This window comes from Pseudomonas abieticivorans (genome assembly GCF_023509015.1).
Lineage (GTDB): Bacteria > Pseudomonadota > Gammaproteobacteria > Pseudomonadales > Pseudomonadaceae > Aquipseudomonas > Aquipseudomonas abieticivorans.
The window spans coordinates 5,141,796-5,159,477 of sequence record NZ_CP094975.1 but is presented as its reverse complement, the minus strand read 5'-3'; the positions used below and the strand labels follow the sequence as shown (position 1 = coordinate 5,159,477).

The window sequence follows — 17,682 nt, the reverse complement described above, 5'->3', positions numbered from 1 at the left end:
GCAAAAGTGCAAGAACCTCCAACTCCCCGCTCAAAGCTGCCCTAGCACAGAGCAAGCCGTGACACCGTGTGGCGTGCCTGTGTAACGGAACACGCCGGCTGTTTCTTCACGCACCAACCGCCCGCAGGCGATCAGGTAGTTGAGGTGCGCGAGCGTTTCGCCCAGCGCCATCAATTCATCGAACCGGCCGTTGACCTTGGGAAACAGCACGGCCATCAATTGCACGGCACTGCGCGGCGTCGCACAGGCCTCCAGCACCCGTTGCAAGTGCGCCAGGTGGTGGTCGCGCAACTGGTCCAGGCGCTGATGCAAGTTAAAAAACGGCCGCTCATGGGCCGGCAGCACCAGCACGTCGTCGGGAACCGCCCGCAGGTGTTCCACTGATTCGAGCCAGCCGCGCAGCGGGTCGGCATCAGGTTCGGTGACCTGCACGCAGACACTGGAGGTGATGCGTGGCAGCACCTGGTCGCCGGAAATCAGCAAACCGTCTTCGGCGCAATACAGGCAGGCATGCTCCGGGGAGTGCCCACGACCAATCACCACCTGCCAGCGTCGCCCGCCGATGGTCAACTGGCCACCTTCGCTCAGCCGCTGAAAGCTGGTGGGCACTTGCGGGCGAAAATGCGCGCTGCTGAGCAGTGGGAACAACGCCTCGGTCTGCTCGGTGCTGAAACCGGCCCGCTGGTAATGCTGGAAGAACGCCCAACTGCTGCTGACGTCGCTCTGGGCGCCCAACTGGTGCATGGCCTGGTATTCACTGGCACTCATGAACACCGGGCAGCGGAAACGCTCGGTCAGCCAGCCGAGCACGCCGACATGGTCAGAATGAAAATGCGTGCAGATCACCGCCACCAGCGGCAAGCCACCCAATATCGTGTCGAACAGGGCTTCCCAGACCTCACGGGTTTGCTCGGTGTTCAGCCCGGTGTCGATGGCGACCCAGCCCTGGCCATGGCGCAACAGGTACAGGTTGATGTGATCAAGCCCGAACGGCAGCGGCATGCGCAGCCACAGCAGGCCTTCGGCAATGTGTTCGACGGCGCCGTTGGCGGGCGGCTGTGGCCAGGGGAAACGCAAGCCTGCGCGCCATTCGTGGCCTTGGGCATCGAGGTTACTCATGGGCATCACCGGCAAAGGCTGGCAAGCCCACCCGGGCCAGCACCTCAGGGCTGTACGGCAGGTAGCTGCGGCGGCTTTCGTCGCGGATAAACAGCGGGTCGCTGAAAGCGCCCGGCGCATAGCCTTGGCGCTGCAGGTCGACCTTGCGCAACTTGAAGGTGCTGGTCAGGTCGGCCGCTGCGCAGACGCGCACGAACAGTGGCGCCGCATAGCGGGGCAAGCGCGCTTCGGTCAGGGCGTAGAAGGCCTCGGGATCGAAGCGCTGCCCCGGCTGCATCAACACCGCCGCCATTCCCGCGCGGCCCTCCTGGCCGGGCACCTGTACGCCGTAGATGTTGATCAGTTCAAGCCCCTGGAGGTCGCCCAGCGCCGCAGCCACCTCTTGGGTCGAGACGTTCTCGCTCTTCCAGCGGAAGGTGTCGCCGATGCGGTCGATAAAGTAGAGGTAGCCGTCCTCGTCATAACGCAGCAGGTCACCGGAGCTCCAATAGGCATCGCCTTCCTTGAAGACATTGCGGCGGATCTTGCTGTCGGTTGCCTCGGCCGAGGTGTAGCCCTCGAAGCGCCCGCCGCCGATGTTGGGGTGGTTGATGATAAAGCCCAGTGCTTCGCCCACCTCGCCCACCGCGCACCGTTGGTAAAAACCCTGTTCGTCGCGTGGATGGCTGTCGGTTTCCACGTCATAACGCACCAGGCGCAGGTTGCTCTTGTCCCAGAACGGCACGCGCCCACAGGCACCCAGGTAGTTGTCGACATTGACCAGGTTGGCATTGGACTCGGTCGACCCCCAGCCCTCGAACACTTGGATGGGCCCGAAGCGCTGCAGCCAGTTTTGCCAGATCTCCCGGGACAGCCCGGCACCGAGCATGCAGCGCAGCCCATGCTCCCGCTCACCGGCCACCGGTGGCTGATTGAGCAGGTAGCGGCAGATTTCGCCGATGTACTGGAACACGCTGATCCGGTGTTCGCGCACGTCTTTCCAGAACTCGCGCACACTGAACTTGCGGCGCACCACAATCGCGGCACCGGCTTTCAGTGCCGTGGACGTCACCGAGGTGGCGGCGGCGCCGTGGTACAGCGGCAGGCAGCAATAAAACACGTCCTGCGGCGTGGTCTGCAGGGTCACTTCCATGACGTCGCCCGTGCACATCCAGCGCATGTGGCTGTAGCGCGCCGCTTTCGGCAGGCCGGTGGTGCCCGAGGTAAAAATCAGCAGGCTGGGTGTCTCGGCGGCAAGGTCGGCGCGCAAGTCCCGCGGGAACGGCGTGTTCGGCGCTGCGGCCCGCGCTTGCGTCAAGCGGTTGTCGACCTCTGTGGGCAAGGCGTGCGGCCAAGGGTTTTCGGCGTCTTCGACCAACCACAGCGGCACCTCTGGCAGGCCCTCGGTGGCGAGGAAGTTACCCACCACCTCTTCACCAACGATCACCGCCTTGGCGCCGATCGCCTGCAAGGCATGCACCAGCGGCCTGCCGCTGACCTGAGTGTTGACGAAGCCCACCACCACCCCAAGCTTGACCAGGCCGAACCAGCAGCAGAAAAACGCCGGGCGGTTCTCCATGGCCAGCGCGCACACATCGCCAGGGCGCAGGCCACGGGCATAAAAGACATGGGCCAACTGGTCGGCCTGGGCGTTGACCTGGGCGTAGCTCAAGCGCTGCCCGCCGTAGAGCACAAACGGCCGCTCACCATGGCGCCGGGCCTGCTCTTCGAGGCGGTCGGCAATGGTGTAGCGATCCGCCGGTTTGATCCGTGCGCTGGCCTCGGCCCGCAGGTCGAGGATGGCCTGGGTCTGTTCGCGCGGCACCACCGCGCGGCCTGCACTGGACAGCCGGCTGGCGTTATTGAAATCGTTCATCCCTACCTCCGATAAATCCGGCTGTTCATGTCGGCGCCAGGCTGCGGTTCGGGTAGTCCGAATAGCCCCGTGCGCCTTTCGTATAAAGGGTCTTGCGGTCGAAAGCGGCCAGTGGCAAGCCTGCGTGCAAGCGCTCGACCAGGTCCGGGTTGGCGATAAAGTGCCGGGCGAACGACACCGCGGCGCCCTGCCCGGCCTCCAGCGCGGCAGCCGCCGAGGGGCCATCGAAACCGTCATTGAGGATCAGCGGGCTTGCGCAATGGCGCCGGGCCAGGGCAAAGGCATCCAGTTCACTCATGGGCGAGCGCATGATGTGCAGGTAGGCCAGGCCCAGGGGCTCGACCTGCGCGCACAGGGCTTGCGCCGTGGCGACCGGGTCGGCATCGCTGATGTCGTTGTAAGGGTTGCCCGGGCACAGGCGAAAGCCCACGCGCCCTGGCCCGATGGCGTCGGCCATCGCCGCCAGCACCTGGGCGGGAAAGCGCACGCGATTTTCGACCGTGCCACCATAGCCGTCGCGGCGCTGGTTACTCCCCGACGCCATGAACTGCATGGGCAGATAGCCGCTGGTGCAATGCAGCTCGACGCCTTCGAAACCGGCTTCGCGCGCATTCTCGGCGGCCTGCCGGTAGTGCCCGATCACTTCGCCGATCTGCTCAAGGCTCAGTGCCTGAGGGTGATCGGTATCGACCATGCCCGCGCCATCACTGAACAACTGGGTGCGTGCGCGCAACGCCGACGGCGCCACGGTACGGGCCCCGACAGGTTTATTCTGCCAACTGGCGGCGCGGCCCACGTGCATCAGTTGCAGGACCATCCGCCCACCGGCATCGCGCACCGCACGGGTGACCTGGCGCCAACCTTCGATCTGCGCGCGGTCATAAATCGCCGGGGTGCGGCAATAGCCCAGGCCATCGGCCGACGGTGCGGTGCCTTCGGCAATGATCAGCCCGGCACCGGCGCGCTGGCGGTAGTAGTCGACCATTTCGGCGGTGGGCACCGCCTGGGTGCTGGCACGGCTGCGGGTCATCGGCGCCATGACGATGCGATTGCTCAGCTGCAACTCGCCCAGGCGCAACGGTTCAAACAAAATACTCATCGCGATTCCTCAGCGCACACGAATCTTGGGGGCCACGGCACCGCGTCGCAGGGTGGCTAGAAAATGCTCCAGCGGCGCCGCCGGGGCGACGTCGGGCAGTTGCGCCTTGTCCGGGCGATGGGCCCAGAACTCGGCCCAGGAGGGGAACAGGTCGTGGAAGCTGCCCGCATAGGGTTCACGCCCCGGCCAGCGTATTTTTCGCTCGCCAATGGGCGGCTTGTTGAGGTCGCTGGCGTACCAGTAGCACGGCAGGCGACGGCGGAAGTACCAGCGGCCGTCGATGCGCTCGTAGTCATCCCAATAGAGCATTTGCATGGTCACCCACTCGGGGCCGGTCTCATGCTCGTTCTTGGAATACACCACGCCTACGGCATGATCGGCATCGAGCATCTCGATCAGGTGCTGGCCCAGGTGGTGCGACGTGCCGCTGAACTGATCACGCAGCGTTGCATCGACCCAAGCCTTGAGGTGCGCGCGCCCGGTCTTTTCCCGACCCACGCGGATGTCCTCGGCAAACAGATTGACGTGGGCGTCCAGGTCACGCATGTCCAGTGACAACGAATATTTGGCGGCCAACTGACGGATTTCTTCGATCGACTCAAGCCGGTCGATACGGGTTTGCAAGGTGTTCTGCTCCATGCTCATCACTCCAGCACCGTGTAGAGTTCCGCGCTGCGCCCACCGTCCACCGGCACGCAAGCGCCGGTGATGTAGGACGCCTCGTCACTGGCCAGGAACAGAATCGCGTTGGCCACTTCCAGCGCCTGGCCGATGCGCCGCAGCGGTATCAGCTTCTCGGTGTTGCCGCGCGCCTTTGCATCAGCCAGCATGCCGGCGGTGGCCGGGGTGTCGATCACCCCAGGCACCACCACATTGCACCGCACCTTGCTGCCGGCGCCTTCGCTGGCGGCTGCGCGGCTGAAGTTGATGACTGCCGCCTTGGCCGCCGAATAGCCCGCCATGCCCGGCGTGCCGAACAGCCCGCAAATCGAGGCCATATTGATGATCGCCCCGCCACCCTGGGCTTTCATCAGCACCATGGCCGTGCGTGTACCCCAGAAGGTGCCGTCCACCGTGGTGCTGAAATTGGCCTGCCAGTCAGCCGTTGAGGTGCTGTCGATGGCGCCCCAGGTGTAGGCCATGGCGTTGTTGACGAGGATGTCCAGACGCCCGTGGCGCTGGGCCGCCGCTTGGATCGCGCAGACAATAGCCTGTTCGTCACTGACGTCGGCGACACTGCAGTCGGCCTTGCCACCCGCCTGGCGAATGGCGCTTGCCACTGCCTCCAGCGGCGCCGGGTTCCGCCCGCAGAGCACCACGGTGGCGCCCTCCTCGGCAAAGCGCCGCGCGGTGGCGGCGCCAATGCCGGAACCGGCACCGGTAATCAACGCGATCTTGCCTTGCAGTCGTGTACTCATGCCCTGCTCCGGGTTCAAATGAAGGCCATGCCGCCGTTGACGGCGAGGTTTTGACCGGTGATGAAGCTGGCGTCTTCGCTGGCCAGGAACACCGCGGCGCGGGCGACCTCGGCGGCTTCACCCAGGCGGCCCATGGGGATGGCCTTGAGCATGCTTTGCATCCACTGTTCGGGGATGTCAGCCATCATCGGCGTGTTGGTCGGGCCCGGTACCAGGGTGTTGACGCGGATACCGCTGGCGGCCAATTCGCGGGCCATGCTGCGGGTCAAGCCCATCACCCCGGCCTTGGCCGCGCAGTAGTGGCTGGGGCCTTCGCCGGTCATTGCCGCGGTGCTGGAAATATTGATCACGACGCCTTGGGTGCCATGCTTTTGCATCAGGCGCACAGCCTCGCGGCTGCACAAGAAAGTGCCCGTGAGATTGACGCCGATGACCCGCTGCCAGTGTTCATCGGGGGTGTCGACAAAGGCATCGACCGAGCCGACGCCGGCGTTGTTGACCAGGATATCGAGGCTGCCGAAGCGCGCTTCGAGCATTACCATCGCAGCCGCCACCGAGGCGCTGTCGGCGACATTGCAGCTCAGCGCAAGGGTGTGTTCACCGAGGCCTTCCAGGGTTTGTTCGGCCGCCTGCAGGTTGAGGTCGACCGCCACCACCCGCGCACCGGCCTGGGCAAAATGCCGGGCAATCGCCCGGCCCATGCCTTGGCCGGCACCGGTGACCAGGGCCACTTTGTTCGCTAACTTCATCGTTGATCTCCCGCACGCCTTGGCTACCCCGACCCCAGCACACTTGGCGTTGGGATCGAGCACGGGACAGATCATTAACCCTGTACAAAAACGCAACATCGTCCGATAAGACTACGCCCCTGCCGTTGGCGTGCGCGCCGACACCGGGTGGTCTGAATGGACGATGTGCCTGACCACAGGATTGGCCACGCTCCTGCCTACTAGAACAAAACCGGGAGCACCCGTTGTGAACTCTTCGATCCGCGTTACCTGGCGTAGCCACTACGCACTGTTCGTATTGGCCGTGATCTACATCTTCAATTACATCGACCGGCAGTTGATGGCGATCCTGATCGAGCCGGTCAAGGCAGAGTTCGGCATCTCCGACACTGGCATCGGCATGCTCTCGGGCGTGACCTTCGCGGTGTTCTACACCCTGTTCGGGTTCCCGCTGGGGCGGCTCTCCGACCGCATCGGCCCCAAGCCTGTGATCGCCGCCTGCTGCATCGCCTGGAGCGTGATGACCATGGCCTGTGGCCTGGTCACCAGCTTCGGTTTGCTGGTGATGGCACGGGTCGGCGTGGCGGTCGGTGAAGCCGGGGGTACCGCCCCCTCGGTGGCGATGATTTCGCAGCTGTACCCGGCAAAACATCGCTCCACCGCACTGTCGATCCTGATGTTGGGCTCCAGCTTCGGCGCAATTTTCGGCCTCGGCTTCGGCGGCTGGATTGCCCAGCATTACGGCTGGCGTTCGGCGTTCCTGATCATTGGCGTGCCGGGCATTGTGCTAGGGCTGCTGCTGTGGCTGACGGTGCGCGCACCCACGCTTGCCAGCCAAGCGCAAGCCAAGGTCCTGGTGGCCGACAAAGGCTGGGCCAACACCGTGGCCACGCTGATGGAGACACCGTCGTTTCTGTGGCTGGTACTGACCGGCGCCTCCAGTGCCATCGCCGGCTACGCGATTGGCACCTGGAGCCCGAGCTTTCTGATCCGCTCCCACGGTTTGAATATGCAGGACGCCGGCTTTCTCGTCGGTGTGGTCGGAGGCACCGGAGCCACGTTCGGTACCCTGGCCTGCGGGATCATTTCCGACCGCATGGCCCGCCGCGACGCTGGCTGGCAGATCGGCGTGCCCTTGCTGGCGACCGTGGTCAGCATTCCCTTTGGCCTGGCGTACTTCCTTTGGCCAACCGGCACGCTGTTCCACCTGGGGAGCACCCCGGTACCGACCGCCTTCATGTTCTACGCCGGCTTTGCCTTTTTCGGCACCTGGTGGGCGACCCCGTGCCTTGGCGCCGTCACCCATTTGTTCCCTGCCGCGCGCCTGGCCCAGGCCACCTCGATCTTCGTCATGGCCATGACCTTGCTGGGTGTCGGTGTTGGCCCACTGTTGATCGGCGTGCTCAGCGATCTATTTGCACCGACCCTGGGCACCGAAGCCTTGCGCTATGCACTGGCCGCCTCGATCTCGATGTTGATGCTCTCGACCGTCTTCCTTGGCATGGCCCTGCCCCGCTACCGCGCCCAATTGATGCGAACGGCACCTCCCGTTGCCGCCCCTGAAACAGCAGTCACCGCTTGATGAATGGAGATTCGAAGATGTCAGAACAAGACCTACCGTTGCCCATTGGCCACTTTGTCACCCTCGACAATGGCCTGCGCCTGCATTACCTGGATGAAGGCAGCGGCCCCGTGGTGCTTTGGCTGCACGGCAGTGGCCCGGGCGCCAGTGGCTACAGCAACTTCAAGGGTAACTACTCTGAATTTGTCGCCGCAGGCTTTCGCAACCTGGTGATCGACCTGCCCGGCTTTGGCCGCTCGGACAAGCCTGACAATATTCAGTACAACCTGGACTTTTTCGTCGAGGCCGTGTCCGGTTTGCTCAAGGCCCTTGAGGTACAGCGTTGCACGATACTGGGCAACTCGCTGGGCGGCGCCATCGCCATCGGCCTGGCCCTGGCACAACCCGCGCTCATCGAAAAACTGATCCTGATGGCTCCGGGCGGGGTCGAGGAGCGGGCCACCTACTTCGAGAAGATCGGTATTCAACGCATGGTCGAGCTGTTCAATGCCGGCCCGCTGACCGTCGACACCATGCGCCAGATCATGAGCCTGCAATTGTTCGACCCCTCGCAACTGCCGGACAGCTTGCTGGCCGAGCGCGTCGCGGTGTCACTGCACCAGCCGCACTGCCTGTTCTCGACCATGATGGTGCCGAACATGACCGAGCGCCTGCATGAACTGCACGTACCGATTCTCGGCTTCTGGGGCACCAACGACAATTTCAACCCGGTCGGCGGCGCGATGAAAATCCTCGACAATGCCCCCGATGCCCGCTTTATTGTGCTCAACCGCTGTGGGCATTGGGTTCAGGTGGAACATCGCGAGCTGTTCAATCGCTCCTGCCTTGAGTTCCTCCAAGGCTAAGCACCCTGCGCCAGCGGCAGACGGGCCGCTGGCGCGCTCAGGCCGCCACCAAGGGCAGAAATAACAATGACAAAAATGTCCCACTTGCTTGCACCTGGCCGCATCGGCCCCCTTCACTTGCGCAACCGCATCATCATGGCGCCCATGGGCTCCAACTTTGCCGAAGCCGATGGCCACTGTGGCGAGCGTATACAGGCGTACTACGAAGCCCGCGCCGCCGGCGGTGCCGGGCTGTTGATCATGGGCGTGTGCGCCATCGCCTTTCCGGCCGGCACCGCCGAACCGTACCAGGTCGGCGTGTCCAGCGACGAGTTCCTCCCCGGCTTGACCCGCCTGGCCGAGCGCGTGCACTCGCACGGCGCGAAAATCGCCATGCAATTGCAGCACGCCGGCAAAAATGCAATTCGCGACATGGCCGCCGGCCGACCATTGTGGGTGCCGTCGACACCACCGGCCAGCAGCTCGGACATGATGCAAGCCTTGACCCCGGAAGAACTGGCCTCGTTTGTCAGCGCCGTGCGCGGTCGCAAAGGTGGCATAGAACTGCGCGTGATGGACCACGACGACATCGCCCAGATGGTCGAATGGTTCGCCGCCGCCGCGCACCGTGCGCAACGTGCCGGTTTCGACGGGGTGGAGATCCATGCCGCGCATAACTACATTATCGCCGGCTTCCTGTCGCCCTATTACAACCAGCGTGACGACGAATACGGCGCAAGCCTGGAAAACCGTGCGCGGTTGCTGCTGGAAGTGCTGGCGGCGGTGCGTGCGCGGGTAGGTGCCGACTTTGGCGTGTGGCTGCGCCTGGATGCGCAAGAGCTGGGTACCCCCGGGGGTATCAGCCTTGATGATGCCAAGGCCGTGGCGCGTTTGGCAGAAGGTGCCGGGGCCGATGCGGTCAGCGTCTCGGCGTATGCCGCGACCACCAGCGGCGTGGCCTTTACCGAAGCGCCGCTGGTGCAAAAGCCCAGTGGCTTCCTCGAATGGACCGCAGCCATCAAGCAGTGCGTGAACATTCCGGTGATCGCGGTCGGGCGCATCGAGCCCGATGCCGGTGACACGGCCATTGCCGCCGACCATTGCGATTTCATCGCCATGGGCCGCAAATTGCTGGCCGACCCACAGCTACCGAACAAACTGGCCGCAAGCCAGCCCGGGGCAATTCGGCCCTGCATCTACTGCTATGTGTGCGTCAGCCAGATCTTTATCAATGAGCGGGTCAAGTGCGCGGTTAACCCGCAAACCGGTCATGAGGCCGAGCGGGTCATCACGCCGGCGGCCAACGCGCAGCACATCGCCGTGGTCGGCGGCGGCCCGGCGGGCCTGGAGGCTGCACGGGTGGCGGCGTTACGCGGCCATCGGGTCACGCTGCTTGAGCGCAGCGAGCGCCTGGGCGGCACGCTGTTCTTTGCAGCCCTGGCCTACCCCGAGAACGGTCGGCTGCTCGACAACCTGCTGTACCAGGTGCAGCAGTTGCCCATCGAGGTGCGCCTGGGTGCCCTCGTCGACGCCGCCCTGTTGCGCGACCTGGCCGTCGACCAGGTGATTGTCGCCACGGGCGCACAGCGCGCCGCACCGAACATTCCCGGCGCGCAGCAGAACCACGTGTGGAGCGGTGACGAGTTGCGACGCCTGATGACCGGGGATCACGCGCACGACATCGCCAAACGCAAACTCTCGCTGGCCCAGCGCACCTTGATGAAAGCCGGCAACCTGATCGGCGTCACCGACAGCACCGAGGCCATGCAAAAGCTCTCTCACGTCTGGATGCCCCTGGGCAAGCGCGTGACCATTGTCGGTGGTGGGCTGGTGGGCCTTGAACTGGCCGAGTTCCTGATCGCCCGTGGTCGCCAGGTCTGTGTGTTGGAAAGCACGCTTCACCTGGGCCGGGAACTGGCGATCGTGCGCCGCTGGCGGGTACTGCACGGCATTCGCGAGCATGGCGGGCAATTGCTGGCCGGGGTCACCGTGACCGCGATCGAAGGTAACCGCGTGCGCTACCAAACCGCCGAGGGTGAAAGCGCCGAAGTGGGTTGCGACTCGGTGGTGCTGGCCAGTGGCGCGACCCCGGACACCACGCTGGGGGATGCCTTGAGCCGTGCGGGGCTTAAGGTCGCGAGCATTGGCGACTGCCAGAGCTTGGGCTATATCGAAGGGGCCATTGCCGCAGGCCACCGTGCCGGGCTGCAAGCGTGAAGCCGAGGGGCCGCGCGGCTAGCGGGAAATAACCCATAAAAAAACCCCAGGTTTTCACCTGGGGTTTTTTACGCTCGACGACTCAGCCCAATCAGCGCCCCATCGCACGCGCCGCATCGGCGGTATACATGTCCGGGGTGAACTTCGATTCGTTGAGAATCGGCCCTTTCTTCGCTTCGTTGGTCATGCCGTAGCCGGTGTACTGGCCGGAGTTCAGGTCCATGAAGAATTGCGAACCGGCTTGCCAGGCACTCATGTCCGGGTGGTAGTAATAATTGATCATCGCGTGCTTCCACAGCGCGCCACGGATGTCGTAGTTGTCGGCGAGTACCGAATGCCAGGTGTCTTCGTCAAGAAACAGCACACGCTTGCCGTACACGTGGCGGTAGCCCTCTTTCAACGTGGCCTGAAGTACCCAGACACGGCGCAGCTCATAGCGCATGTAAGCCGGGTTGGGGTGGTTGGGGGTCAGGATGTCGGCGTATTTGACGTCACCGGCGTTGGCCTTGTAGGCGTTGGCCGGCACATAGATTTCACGCTTGCCGATCAGCGTCCAGTTGAAGCGTTCGGGCGAGCCGTTGTAAAGGCGGTCTTCGTCCACCGTCATGGTGCCGTTGGTGCCAATCATCGGCTGATCGTAACCGTAGCCCGGTAGCTGCCGTACACGGCGGGTAGACGGGCTGTAGCTCCAGGCCTGACGCGGGTTGGTGAGGAAGTTATAGGGTTCTTGGGAAATACTCACCACGCCGTTGTCGCGCGCAGGCTTCAACGTGGTGTTCCAGCTCATGGCCTGGATAGCGTTTTCGGTTTTTGGCTCCACGGTCGGCGAGTTGGCTTGCGACAGGTTGCGCGCGTAGGCACGCCCCCAGCCGATGCTGCCGTTGGGCAGTACCGAGGCCAGGTCACTGACTTTTTCTTCGGTGTAGGAGCGCGCCGGCAACTGATGGTTCCACAGCAGCTCCATGCCGTTTTTCGGAATCGGGAACGGGACCTGGCCAATCCCCACGATCCCCATGCCATCATCCACCAGCTTTGCGTTCAGGGCGTTTTTCATCACCCGTTCGCAAACATAATCCGGGTAACGGAAGTCACGGTGTCCTGGGTAGATGTTCATCTTGTAGGTGGTGGGGTAACGCTTGAGCAGTGCTTTCTGACCTTCGGTCAAATGGCTGTCGTACTGGCTCATGTTCTGCGCGGTAATCACCAGGATGGGCTTTTCAGCCGCGTAGGGATCGACCGGTTGGTCGCCGGAAAATTTCACATGATTCCAGCCCGGCACTTCGCCCAAGTACTTACCGGTGTAGGGCGGGATGGTGCCCTCGGCGTTGCCGGCTTTTTCGGCACCCACACAGGTCAATTCCTTGCCAAGCTTGGCGGCTTCTTGAGGCGAGACTTGCGCCAGTGCGCTGCCTTGCAGGCCGGCATTGACGGCCACTGCAGCTACGAACATCACGCCTTTTGTTGTTATTCTCATCGATTGGCTCCTTCGCAGACCAGGACTTCTGGGGTACTCCATTGTTCCTGATCTGCCGGGGAGCACATCGTCCGGAAAGACTAATCAGTCAGACACTGACCAACAATTGCTTGATCTGCGCCTTGATCAATTTGCCCGACGCATTGCGCGGCAGCGGCGCGTGCAGGGTGTGCACCTGGGCCGGTACCTTGTAGGCCGCAAGGCGCTGGCCGATAAAGGCACACACCTGCTCCTGGCTGGGCGGTGGCTGACACTCGCTGCGCAACACCAGGGCCAGGCGCTCGCCCAACGCCTCATCGGCCACGGCAAAGGCTGCCGCCTCGAGCACGCCGGGCATTTCGCAGATGCACGACTCCACCTCACTGGCCGAGATCTTTTCGCCCGCGCGGTTGATCAGGTCCTTGGCGCGGTCGGTGATGTAGAGAAAGCCCTCCTCGTCCAGGTGGCCAATGTCACCGGTGTCCAGCCAGCCGTCGCGCAGGGTTTGGGCACTGACCTGCGGCAACCTCCAGTAGGCGTCCATCAAGGTTGGCGAACGCAGCCAGATCAAGCCGCTGTGCCCGGCCGGCAACGGCGCGTGCGGGTCGGGCCCGATGCGCACGTCCACGATCGGCAGTGGCCAGCCCACCGAATCGGGCTTGTAGACGAACTGGTCGCCGCCCACCGCGGCACCGATGCCGTTACTTTCGGTCAGGCCGTAGCCACTGCCACTGATGGCGTGCGGCTTGCGCTTGGTGATGTGCGCCAACAGCCGGCTGGAGGCCATCGCGCCGCCCAGGCCCAGGCCGAACAGGCTGGCGCTGTCGCTGCTGTCGAAGCGTGGCGAACCCAGCAACTGCTGCATCATCACCGGCGCGCCATTGAACTGGGTGCAGCGTTCGTCGCGAATCAGGTCGAAGGCCTTGTCCACATCCCATTTGTACATCAACAGCAAACGTCGGCCGTTGCGCAATGCCAACAGGAACTGCGCGTGCAGGCCGCTGACATGGAACAGCGGCACCGCCATCAGGTTGGTCGGGGCCAGGCCGCTGTCGATCACCACCTGGACCCGTTCGGGCGAACTCATGGCGCAAAAAGCCGTCTGGAACTCCAGCGCCGCCAGCGCCTGGCAAATTGCACCATGGCTGGACAGCACGCCCTTGGCGCGGCTGGTGGTGCCTGAGGTGTAGAGGATCAGCGCCGGATCGTCGGGGCCGATGGTGATGCTGGGCAGCGCCAGCGCCGGGGCCTGGACCAACGCCTCTAAACGCTGGCAATTGGACGCCAGCGGCTGCCCCTCGTGCAGCCCCACCACCAGGCTGATCATGCGCTGTTGCAGCAAGTCGCCCGCCAGCAGTGCCAGGCGCTGTTCATCACAGATCAGCACGTGCGCGCCGCAGTCCTGCAGGCCATGGAACAATTCGTCGCGCAGGCCCCAACTGTTGAGCGGCACGCACACCGCGCCGCAGCGTTGAATGGCAACGAAGGCCACCAGCCAGGCCGGCTGGTTGCGCATGGCGATGGCCACCCGGTCGCCCTGGCGTACGCCAAAGCGTTGCGACAGTTGCCCGGCCAGGCGGTCGACCTGATCGAAAAATGCAGCGAACGTCAGGCGTTGCTGCTCCCACACCAGGAATTCACGTTCACCGTGCGCACGCCCGGCATCGATCGCGTCCAGCAGCGTGGGGGCTGCATGGCGAAAATACCGCAGGCCCGTGTCAGGTGCCGTTACCACCTCGAACGGTGAGCCCGCTGCGATCAACTGCTGCCAGGCGTTGCGCCACTGTTGCAACTTCATGGTCATTTCTCCAAAGACTCGCAGGCGGCGTAGCGCACGCAGTGGAAATCACTGTCACCCAGGCACGCCTGGGCCACGCGAATCCGCTTGAGGTAAAGGCCGACATCCAGCTCGTCGGTCACGCCGATGCCGCCGTGCATCTGCACCGCTTCGTTACTGGCCAGGGCCGCGACTTCGCCGGCTTTCCATTTTGCCAGGCTCACCAGGCGGCCACGCTGCGCCGCGCTCAAGGTGCTGTCGTCCAGTGACGACAAGCCTGCCATCACTGCGCTGCGCGCCAATTGCAGTTCCACGTGCAAACGCGCCGCACGATGCTGCAAGGCCTGGAACGAGCCGATCGGCACATCAAATTGCACACGGGTCTTGAGGTAGTCCAGGGTCAGGGCAAACAGCTGTTCGGCGGCGCCGAGCAGCTCCGCGGCCAAACAGGCGCGGCCACGATCGAGCGCCTCATCCAGGGCCGGCCACGCCGCACCCGCGACACCGAGCAAAGCATCACGCCCCAGTTGCACGGCATTGAGGCGCAACCGCGCACAATTGCGCGAGTCGATCAACGCCAGCGCGCTGACCTCAAGGCCCGGGGTGTTGGCCGGGACCAGGAACAGGCTGATGCCCTGCTCGGCCCCGGCCTGACCTGCGGTGCGGGCAGCCACCAGGTAGGCATCGGCGCCAAGGCCATCGACGACGAAAAACTTCTCGCCATCGAGGCGATAACCGCCGTGCTCGGCCGCTGCCACCAGCGCGGTGTCCGCCGGCCCATGGCGCGGCCGTTCATCCAGGGCCAGGGCCAGGCGACGCTCGCCGCTGATCAAGGCCGCAAGCCACTGATCCTGCTGGCCAGCAGACCCCGCCAGGTGCACCAGGGAACCTGCGAGCACCACGCTGGACAACAACGGTGAAGCCGACAGGTGTTTGCCCATGGACTCGAAAATAGGCCCCAGGCCCATGCACCCAAAATCCAGCCCGCCCAACGCTTCGGGAAACGGGATGGCGCTCCAGCCAAGTTGCACGGCGTGTTGCCATAACTGCGGGTCGTAACCCGGCGCCACGCCGTGGTCACGCAGCTGACGCTGCGCCGCTACCGGGCTGCGGGCGGCCAAAAACTCGCGGGCGCTATCCGCCAACAGGCGTTGCTCTTCGCTATACACCAGACTCATGGTCCAACTCCCCTTAAGCGCTTGGCAGGTTCAAGACCCGCTTGGCGATGACATTCAACTGCACCTCGGACGAACCACCGGAGATGGTCAAGGCAAAGCTGTTGAGCCAGCCCCGGGTGATCGCCAGTTCCTGATCGCTGAACGGCTCGCCCTCCAGGCCCAAGGCGCGGTAACCGAGGGCATCGAGGAGCACCTCGAACTTGTCGCGCTCCTGTTCGGTGTGCACCAGTTTCATGATTGCCATCACAGCGCTGGTATCCAGCCCCGCCCTGGCCTCCTCGCCCATGCGCTGCACGGTCAGGTTGTAGGCATGCTCATTCATCGCGCAGGCCTGGGCGCGGGTGCGCAGGGCCTGGTCAGCGGGCGACTGGCTGTCGGGCAGGTAATGACGAATCAGCGGCAGCAAATGAAAGTGCGTGGGCAAGCTGAACTCGCCGAACTTGGACATTGCCTTGCGCTCGTGCTGCAACAGGCTCTTGCCCAGGTTCCAGCCACCGTTGAGCGGCCCGATCAACTGGCTTCGCGGAACCCGGACGTTGTCAAAAAACACCTGGCAGAAGGCTGATTTGCCGCTGATCAAGTCAATCGGCGAGACGCTGACGCCTGGGCTATTCATGTCCAGCACGATCAGGCTGATGCCCAGGTGCTTGGGCGCCTTGGGGTCGGTGCGCACCAGGGCGTACATCCAATCGGACTTGTCGCCGTAGGAGGTCCAGATCTTGGTGCCGTTGATCACGAAGTCATCGCCATCGGCCACTGCCGAGGTTTTCAGGCTGGCCAGGTCGGAGCCGGCATTGGGCTCGGAAAAGCCCTGGCACCAGCGCACTTCACCCCGGCACATCGGTGGCAGCAGCGCTTGCTTTTGCGCATGGCTGCCGAACTCGAGCAGCACCGGGCCGAGCATCCAGATGCCCAGGTTGATCTGCGCTGGTCGGCATTTGAGCCGGCGCAATTCACTTTCCAATACCGCGTTGTACTCAGCGCTCAGCCCGCCGCCACCGTATTCACTGGGCCATTGCGGGCAGAACCAGCCTTTATCGCGCATACGCTCAAACCACAGGCGCGCATCTTCGCTGGGAAAGGCGACTTCGCGCCCCCCCCAGACTATTTCGCCATCGGGGGTTGCAATGCGCAGCGACGGCGGGCAATTGGCCTGCAGCCAATCGCGCGTCGCTTGCCTGAATTGCTCGATTGCGCTCATTCGTTCACCTGAAAGGGCTGTTATTGTTATTCGCTTCAAGGGTGCAGCGTGACTCAGCGTTGGGTGCGCGGCATGCCCAAGCCGAACTGCGCGATCAATTCGCGCTGGATTTCATTGGTGCCACCGCCAAAGGTCAGGTTCACCGACGCACGCACTTCATACTCCAGTTCGCCAAGCAGATACGCCGCGGCAGAGTCGGCGCGGGTCAGGCCGCTGGCGCCGACGATGGCCGACAACCTGCGCAGGATTTCGATCGCCGATTCCGAGCCATACACCTTGGTGGTCGAGGCCAGCGCGACATCCACGCGGTCACGCTCAAGGTCCGCGGCGATCCGAAAGTTGATCAAGCGCATGGCTTCCAACCGGGCATAACACTCGGCCAGGTCGCGCCGCACCCAGGCATGGTCAGTGGCGCGCTGGCCCTGTTCATCGGCGCAGCGCGCCCACAGGTAGACCCGCGTGAACAGGCTGACGACCTTGTCCGACCAGGCCCCCAGCCCCAAGCGTTCATGATTGAGCTGCGCGGTGATGAGCTTCCAGCCACCGTTCAGCTCGCCCACCAACATGGAGCGCGGCACGCGTACGTTATCGTAATACGTGGCCGCCGTGGGGTTTCCCGAGGTCGGGATCAAGGTGCTGGAAAACCCTTTGGCCTGAGTATCGAGAATCAGGATTGAAATGCCTTTGTGGCGCGGCAGCTCGGGGTCGGTACGGGCCGCCAGCCAAATGTAGTCGGCCGAGTCGGCGCCCGAGGTCCACAGCTTGCTGCCATTGACCACAAAGCCGTCGGCGTCTTCGCGCGCCGTGGTTTTCAACACCGCCAGGTCGCTGCCTGCGCTCGCTTCGGAGTAACCGATGGCAAAGTTGATCTCGCCAGCGGCGATGCCGGGCAAGAATTTTTCTTTTTGCAGGGCCGAACCGTGGGCCATCAGCGCCGGGCCGACGGTACTGATGGTCACGAAGGGCAGCGGTGCACCGGCGATGTTGGCCTCTTCGAAAAAGATCAATTGCTCGGTGGCGGCGTAACCCTGGCCACCGTAAGCCTTCGGCCAACCCACCGCCAGCCAGCCGTCACGACCGATCTGGGCGATGGTGCGGCGGAACAGTTCACCGCCTTCGGTGCCGCGCATTTGCTGGCGCAGCTGGGGGGTCATCAGGTTCTGGAAATAGTCGCGAACCTTGAGCCTCAGGGCACGCTGCTCGGGGGTGAGATCGACAAACATGGGACGCT

Annotated in this window: 14 protein-coding genes; 3 read left to right on the top strand and 11 right to left on the bottom strand. The window is 63.9% G+C overall.

What is annotated here, in order from left to right:
• Window positions 1-30 precede the first annotated feature (30 nt).
• From L9B60_RS23525 to L9B60_RS23500, 6 genes are read right to left on the bottom strand one after another with little or no spacing between them, the layout of a single operon-like run.
• Window positions 31-1,119, bottom strand: a complete 1,089-nt coding sequence (locus L9B60_RS23525; RefSeq protein ID WP_249673366.1) for an MBL fold metallo-hydrolase — start codon at window positions 1,117-1,119, stop codon at window positions 31-33.
• Complete coding sequence (locus tag L9B60_RS23520) at window positions 1,112-2,974, bottom strand: long-chain-acyl-CoA synthetase (protein ID WP_249673365.1); 1,863 nt, start codon at window positions 2,972-2,974, stop codon at window positions 1,112-1,114. Before L9B60_RS23520 ends, L9B60_RS23525 begins: the two co-directional genes overlap by 8 nt.
• A 25-nt stretch (window positions 2,975-2,999) precedes the next feature.
• Window positions 3,000-4,073 carry an alkene reductase gene (locus L9B60_RS23515; protein ID WP_249673364.1) on the bottom strand — a complete coding sequence of 358 codons (1,074 nt, stop codon included), beginning with the start codon at window positions 4,071-4,073 and terminating at the stop codon, window positions 3,000-3,002.
• A gap of 9 nt (window positions 4,074-4,082) precedes the next feature.
• The gene (locus L9B60_RS23510; protein ID WP_249673363.1) at window positions 4,083-4,712 is read right to left on the bottom strand and encodes a nuclear transport factor 2 family protein; all 630 of its coding nucleotides are present in this window, start codon (window positions 4,710-4,712) and stop codon (window positions 4,083-4,085) included.
• Between the two features lie 5 nt (window positions 4,713-4,717).
• Window positions 4,718-5,491 carry an SDR family NAD(P)-dependent oxidoreductase gene (locus L9B60_RS23505; protein WP_249673362.1) on the bottom strand — a complete coding sequence of 258 codons (774 nt, stop codon included), beginning with the start codon at window positions 5,489-5,491 and terminating at the stop codon, window positions 4,718-4,720.
• A 14-nt stretch (window positions 5,492-5,505) separates the two neighbouring features.
• Window positions 5,506-6,240, bottom strand: a complete 735-nt coding sequence (locus tag L9B60_RS23500; protein WP_249673361.1) for an SDR family NAD(P)-dependent oxidoreductase — start codon at window positions 6,238-6,240, stop codon at window positions 5,506-5,508.
• A gap of 226 nt (window positions 6,241-6,466) precedes the next feature.
• Between L9B60_RS23500 and L9B60_RS23495 the strand changes: the two genes are divergently transcribed.
• From L9B60_RS23495 to L9B60_RS23485, 3 genes are all read left to right on the top strand, one after another.
• Window positions 6,467-7,801 carry a spinster family MFS transporter gene (locus L9B60_RS23495; protein WP_249673360.1) on the top strand — a complete coding sequence of 445 codons (1,335 nt, stop codon included), beginning with the start codon at window positions 6,467-6,469 and terminating at the stop codon, window positions 7,799-7,801.
• A gap of 17 nt (window positions 7,802-7,818) precedes the next feature.
• Entirely contained in the window at window positions 7,819-8,646 is an 828-nt protein-coding gene (locus L9B60_RS23490) for an alpha/beta fold hydrolase (RefSeq protein ID WP_249673359.1), read from the top strand.
• Window positions 8,647-8,712: 66 nt separating this feature from the next.
• On the top strand, window positions 8,713-10,842 hold the full coding sequence (locus tag L9B60_RS23485) for an oxidoreductase (protein WP_249673358.1): 2,130 nt from the start codon (window positions 8,713-8,715) through the stop codon (window positions 10,840-10,842).
• Between the two features lie 91 nt (window positions 10,843-10,933).
• Here the strand turns inward: L9B60_RS23485 and L9B60_RS23480 are convergent, their stop codons facing one another.
• The 5 genes from L9B60_RS23480 to L9B60_RS23460 form a co-directional block, all read right to left on the bottom strand.
• Window positions 10,934-12,316, bottom strand: coding sequence for a DUF1329 domain-containing protein (locus L9B60_RS23480; RefSeq protein ID WP_249673357.1), 1,383 nt, complete (start codon window positions 12,314-12,316; stop codon window positions 10,934-10,936).
• 88 nt (window positions 12,317-12,404) lie between these two features.
• Complete coding sequence (locus tag L9B60_RS23475) at window positions 12,405-14,093, bottom strand: class I adenylate-forming enzyme family protein (protein ID WP_249673356.1); 1,689 nt, start codon at window positions 14,091-14,093, stop codon at window positions 12,405-12,407.
• A 2-nt stretch (window positions 14,094-14,095) separates the two neighbouring features.
• Window positions 14,096-15,250 (bottom strand): acyl-CoA dehydrogenase family protein, encoded by a 1,155-nt coding sequence (locus L9B60_RS23470; RefSeq protein ID WP_249673355.1) that lies wholly within the window; start codon window positions 15,248-15,250, stop codon window positions 14,096-14,098.
• A 13-nt stretch (window positions 15,251-15,263) separates the two neighbouring features.
• Window positions 15,264-16,451, bottom strand: a complete 1,188-nt coding sequence (locus L9B60_RS23465) for an acyl-CoA dehydrogenase family protein (protein ID WP_249673354.1) — start codon at window positions 16,449-16,451, stop codon at window positions 15,264-15,266.
• 53 nt (window positions 16,452-16,504) lie between these two features.
• Window positions 16,505-17,674, bottom strand: a complete 1,170-nt coding sequence (locus L9B60_RS23460; RefSeq protein ID WP_249673353.1) for an acyl-CoA dehydrogenase family protein — start codon at window positions 17,672-17,674, stop codon at window positions 16,505-16,507.
• Window positions 17,675-17,682 lie beyond the last annotated feature (8 nt).

What these genes read in the sequence shown, in the direction of transcription:
- L9B60_RS23525 (WP_249673366.1), bottom strand. Translation starts at nt 1,119, where the DNA reads ATGAGTAACCTCGATGCCCAAGGCCACGAATGGCGCGCAGGCTTGCGT.
- L9B60_RS23520 (WP_249673365.1), bottom strand. Translation starts at nt 2,974, where the DNA reads ATGAACGATTTCAATAACGCCAGCCGGCTGTCCAGTGCAGGCCGCGCG.
- L9B60_RS23515 (WP_249673364.1), bottom strand. Translation starts at nt 4,073, where the DNA reads ATGAGTATTTTGTTTGAACCGTTGCGCCTGGGCGAGTTGCAGCTGAGC.
- L9B60_RS23510 (WP_249673363.1), bottom strand. Translation starts at nt 4,712, where the DNA reads ATGGAGCAGAACACCTTGCAAACCCGTATCGACCGGCTTGAGTCGATC.
- L9B60_RS23505 (WP_249673362.1), bottom strand. Translation starts at nt 5,491, where the DNA reads ATGAGTACACGACTGCAAGGCAAGATCGCGTTGATTACCGGTGCCGGT.
- L9B60_RS23500 (WP_249673361.1), bottom strand. Translation starts at nt 6,240, where the DNA reads ATGAAGTTAGCGAACAAAGTGGCCCTGGTCACCGGTGCCGGCCAAGGC.
- L9B60_RS23490 (WP_249673359.1), top strand. Translation starts at nt 7,819, where the DNA reads ATGTCAGAACAAGACCTACCGTTGCCCATTGGCCACTTTGTCACCCTC.
- L9B60_RS23485 (WP_249673358.1), top strand. Translation starts at nt 8,713, where the DNA reads ATGACAAAAATGTCCCACTTGCTTGCACCTGGCCGCATCGGCCCCCTT.
- L9B60_RS23480 (WP_249673357.1), bottom strand. Translation starts at nt 12,316, where the DNA reads ATGAGAATAACAACAAAAGGCGTGATGTTCGTAGCTGCAGTGGCCGTC.
- L9B60_RS23475 (WP_249673356.1), bottom strand. Translation starts at nt 14,093, where the DNA reads ATGAAGTTGCAACAGTGGCGCAACGCCTGGCAGCAGTTGATCGCAGCG.
- L9B60_RS23470 (WP_249673355.1), bottom strand. Translation starts at nt 15,250, where the DNA reads ATGAGTCTGGTGTATAGCGAAGAGCAACGCCTGTTGGCGGATAGCGCC.
- L9B60_RS23465 (WP_249673354.1), bottom strand. Translation starts at nt 16,451, where the DNA reads ATGAGCGCAATCGAGCAATTCAGGCAAGCGACGCGCGATTGGCTGCAG.
- L9B60_RS23460 (WP_249673353.1), bottom strand. Translation starts at nt 17,674, where the DNA reads ATGTTTGTCGATCTCACCCCCGAGCAGCGTGCCCTGAGGCTCAAGGTT.